At 71.5% G+C, this 5,245-nt stretch carries 1 protein-coding gene; it reads left to right on the forward strand.

Annotation, left to right across the window (positions count from 1 at the left end):
* The coding region (locus ACFVWY_RS35445; RefSeq protein WP_389879027.1) for a beta-ketoacyl synthase N-terminal-like domain-containing protein at window positions 1-5,245 on the forward strand (5,245 nt) is incomplete at both ends.

The following is a 5,245-nucleotide window of genomic DNA, read 5'->3' on the forward strand; positions in this document are numbered from 1 at the left end:
CCACCCTCGACGCCCTCGCCGCCCGCCGACAGGCAACCGGACGCCCCGCCACCTCCCTCGCCTGGGGACTCTGGGACGAAACCAGCGGCATGGGCAGCACCCTCACCGAAACCGAACTCGCCCGCTTCGAGCGCATGGGAGTAGGCACCCTCACCGCCGAACAGGGCGTCGAGCTGTACGACGCGGCGCTCCGCCTGGACTCCGCACTGCTCGTCCCCGCGGTCCTCAACCAGGCCGCCCTGCGCGGCCAGGCCCGCTCCGGACGACTCCCCGCCTTGCTGCGCGGACTCGTACAGATCCCCGTGCGCCGCATCCGCAACGGCGACGGCTCGCTCGCCCAGCGGCTCGCCGAGACTGCCGAGACCGACCGGCCGGGTCTCGTTCTGGAACTGGTCCTGACCGAGGCCGCCGCGGCGCTCGGCCATGCCTCATCGGGCACGGTCGACCCGGGCCGGGCCTTCAAGGACCTGGGCCTCGACTCGCTCGGCGCCGTCGAGCTCCGCAACCGCCTCACCCAGGCCAGCGGAGTACGGCTGCCCGCCACCCTCGTCTTCGACCACCCGACCCCCCGGGCGGTGGCCTCGTTCCTGCTCACCGAGGCCAGTGGGGCGGACCTGGACAACACCCGTGCGACGGCCGTCCGGTCCGTCCGCACACCGGTCGACGACGAGCCGCTGGCCATCATCGGCATGAGCTGCCGCTACCCGGGCGGGGTCACCTCCCCCGAAGAGCTCTGGCAGCTCCTCTCCGAGGGTCGCGATGCCATCAGCCCCCTCCCGGAGGACCGCGACTGGGGCCAGGACCTGTACGACGCGGATCCCGAGCAGGTCGGCAAGATCTACACCCGGGGCGGCGGATTCCTCGACGGCGCGGGCGAGTTCGATGCCGGGTTCTTCGGCATCAGCCCGCGCGAGGCGCTGGCGATGGACCCCCAGCAGCGACTGATGCTGGAGGCTGCCTGGGAGGCCTGCGAGGCCTCGGGCATCGACCCGGCCGGTCTGTCGGGCACCGACACCGGCGTGTTCTGCGGCGTCATGGCCATGGTCGACTACGGCGGCGGCGCCGGTGGCACGCAGCCCGAGGTCGAGGGCTTCCGTCTCGCCGGCAGCACCACGAGCGTGCTGTCGGGCCGGGTCTCGTACGCGCTGGGTCTGGAGGGTCCGGCCGTGTCCATCGACACCGCCTGCTCCTCCTCCCTGGTCGCCCTGCACCTGGCGGCGCAGTCCCTGCGCTCCGGTGAGTGCTCCCTCGCCCTCGCCGGCGGCGTCACCATCATGTCCGGCCCGTTCCTGCTCACCGAGTTCAGCCGCCAGCAAGGGCTGGCCGAGGACGGGCGCTGCAAGCCGTACTCAGCAGCCGCCGACGGCACCTCCTTCTCCGACGGCCTGGGCCTGCTGATGCTGGAGCGCCTGTCCGACGCCCAGCGCAACGGCCGCCGCATTCTGGGTGTCCTGCGCGGCAGCGCCGTCAACCAGGACGGCGCCTCCAACGGCCTCACCGCCCCCAACGGCCCCGCCCAGGAACGCGTCATCCGCCAGGCACTCGCCAACGCCGGACTCACCACATCCGACGTCGACGCGGTCGAAGGACACGGCACCGGCACCCGCCTCGGCGACCCCATCGAAGCGCAGGCACTCCTGGCCACCTACGGCCAGGACCGCGAGCACGGCCCGCTGCGGCTGGGCTCCATCAAGTCCAACATCGGCCACACGGCTGCGGCCGCGGGCGTCGCGGGCGTCATCAAGATGCTCAAGGCCATGCAGTGCGGCACCCTGCCGGGCACCCTGCACCTTGACGCCCCTTCCCCTCACGTGGACTGGTCGGCGGGTGAGGTACGCCTCCTCTCCAAGGCCGAGCCATGGCCGGCTACCGAGGGCCGCCCGCGCCGTGCGGGCGTCTCCTCCTTCGGCATCAGCGGAACCAACGCCCACGTGATCATCGAGGAGGCCCCGGCCACCCTTGCGACCACGACGGAACACCCCTGCCGGGAACTCTCCTCGGTTCCGGTGGTGGTGTCGGCGAAGTCCGGCCCCGCGCTGCGTGCGCAGGCAGAGCGGCTGCGGTCGCATCTGGTGCGGCGGCCCGAGGCGGGCCTGCTGGACACCGCGTTCTCCACCGTGACCACACGCGCCCAGCTGGAGCACCGTGCGGTCGTCGTGGCCGGGGACCGGGAAGAGCTCCTCACCGGGCTCGCCGCACTGGCCGCGGGTGAGCCGGGAACGGGGATCGTTCAGGGCCGCCCGGTGAGCGGGAAGACGGCGTTCCTGTTCACCGGGCAGGGCGCCCAGCGCGCCCGTATGGGCCTCGAACTCGCCGCCTCCTACCCCGTGTTCAACGCCGCGCTCGACGAGGTATGCCGCGAGCTCGACCCGCTCCTGGGCTGTTCGCTGCGCGAGCTCCTGGCCGCCGAAGACGGAACCCTGGACGCCACCGAGTACACCCAGACCTCACTCTTCGCCATCGAGGTCGCCCTCTACCGGCTCGTCGAATCCCTCGGAATCCGCCCCGACTACCTCATCGGCCACTCCGTCGGTGAGATCGCCGCCGCCCACATCGCCGGTGTCCTCTCCCTGGCAGACGCGTGCACCCTGGTCGCCGCCCGCGGCCGCCTCATGGGCGCACTGCCCACCGGCGGCGGCATGGCCGCCATCCAGGCAGAAGAACCCGAAACCCTCAAGGAACTCACCGGCTTCGAAGGCCGGCTCGAGATCGCAGCCGTCAACGGACCCCGGTCCATCGTCGTCTCCGGCGACCTCGACGCGCTCGACGCATGGCTGCCGCGCTGGGACAAGCTGGGCCGCAAGACCACCCGGCTGCGCGTCAGCCACGCCTTCCACTCAGCCCGCATGGAACCCATGCTCGCTGAGTTCCGGAAGACCGCTGAAAGCCTCACCTTCAACCAGCCGAACATCACGGTCATCTCGAACGTGACCGGTGGCATCGTCACCGACGAACTCACCGACCCCGGCTACTGGGTCCAGCACGTCCGCGGCACCGTCCGCTACCACGACGGCATCCGCACCCTCCACCAGCAAGGCGTCACCCGCTACCTCGAACTCGGCCCCGACGCCATCCTCACCGCACTCACCCGCCAATGCCTCGAAGACGAAAACGGCCTCGTCCTCACCCCCACCCTGCGCACCCGCCAGCCCGAAACCCACACCTTCGCCACCTTCCTCGGCCACGTCCACACCGCCGGAATCCCCATCAACTGGCAGACCTACTACGCCAACACCAGCGCCCGCACCACCAACCTCCCCACCTACGCCTTCCAGCACGAGCACTACTGGCTCGGTTCCGGCACGGCCACGGGAGACGCCACCTCTGTGGGACTCGATTCCTTCGGGCACCCGGTGCTGGGGGCCGCCGTCCAGGTCGGTACCGCGGACAGCTGGCTCTTCTCCGGACGCATCTCCCGCGAGTCCCAGCCCTGGACCGAAGACCACATCGTCCTCGGCACCCTCATCGTCCCCGGCACCGCCTTCGTCGAACTCGCACTCACCGCAGGCCGCCACACCGGCACCCCCGTACTCGACGAACTCGTCCTCGAAGCACCCCTCGTCCTCGACACCGACACCACCCGCCAACTCCAGGTCACCGTCACAGAACCCGACGAAGACGGCCACCGCGACATCGCCCTCTACACCCGCTCCGGCACAGAAGCCGTCTGCCACGCACGCGGCCGACTCGCACCCGAAACCACCACACCCACACGGGAGTTCCCCACCACCTGGCCGCCCACCGGAGCCACCCCGGTCGAAATCGACACCCTCTACACCGAACTCGCCGACGCCGGATACGAATACGGACCCCTCTTCCAGGGCGTCCAAGCCGCCTGGCGCGCGGGAGAGGAGGTGTACGCCGAACTCTGCCTCCCGGAGGAAACCTCCGTCGACGGGTTCGCCATCCACCCTGCCCTGCTGGACGCCTCCCTACACGGCGGTCTCGGCTGGCTGGACGGCAGCGAGGGTTCCTCGACGACCGCTCTCCCCTTCGCCTGGTCGGGGATCCAGCTGACGCGCACGGCGGGCTCGAGCCTCCGGGTGCGGGTCGCCCGCGCGGGCGAGAACACCCTGCGGATCGACCTCGCCGACACCGAGAGCACACCGGTGGCCTGCGTGGAGGGCCTCGCCTTCCGGCCGGTGGCCCGGGCCCAGCTCGGTGCGACGGCTGGTACCGGCGGCGGGCACGAGTCGCTGTACCAGGTGGAGTGGGCCCCGGTGGCTCTGCCGGAGGCAGTGGCACCGCTGCGGGTCGCGCGGATCGGCGGGGACAACACGTACGCGAATCTCGCCGCACTCGCCGAGGCGGTGGCGGGCGGGGCTCCGGTGCCGGAGCTCGTCATCGCCGAGGGTGTGGGCGCGGCTTCGGCCCAGAAGACCACCGAGGACGCCCTGTTCCTGCTCCAGCAGTGGCTGGCGACCGAGGCCTTCACCGACGCCCGCCTGGTCATCACCACCCGCAACGCCATCGCCACCACCCACGGCGAATCCCCCGCACTGGCACACGCGCCGGTATGGGGTCTGGTCCGCAGCGCCCAGTCCGAGCACCCCGACCGCTTCCTCCTCATCGACCTCGAGGACGACACCGACACCACGGGCACCGACTGGAGCGCACTCGCGAACCTCGACGAACCCCAGCTCGCGCTGAGGTCCGGGGGAGCCCTTGCTCCCCGCCTGAGCCACGCGGAAGCACCGGAGGTCCCGGCGGGCGAAGCCTGGCGCCTGGGGGTGGCGGAGGAGGGCTCACTGGAGGGTCTGGCACTCGTGTCCTCCGACGCCGACCGACCGCTCGCGGCCCACGAGGTGCGGGTCGGGGTCCGGGCCGCGGGCCTCAACTTCCGCGACGTCCTCATCGCCCTCGGCATGTACCCGGGTGAGGCCCCGCTCGGCAGCGAGGCCGCCGGTGTGGTCCTCGAGACCGGCTCCGGGGTCACCGACCTGGCACCCGGCGACCGGGTGATGGGTCTGGTCCTGGATTCCTTCGGGCCGTTGGCCATCGCCGACCGCCGTCTGGTCGCACCGATCCCGGCCGGGTTCACGTTCGCCCAGGCGGCGGCGGTGCCGCTCGTCTATCTGACGGCGTACTACGGTCTCGTGGACCTCGCCGGCCTGCGCGCCGGGGAACGACTCCTCGTCCACGCAGCCGCGGGCGGCGTCGGCATGGCAGCCGTCCAGCTCGCCCACCACATCGGCGCCGAAGTCTTCGCCACCGCCTCCACCCCCAAATGGAACGCCGTCCGCAA

The sequence above is a fragment of the Streptomyces sp. NPDC058195 genome, from assembly GCF_042883525.1.
Lineage (GTDB): Bacteria > Actinomycetota > Actinomycetes > Streptomycetales > Streptomycetaceae > Streptomyces.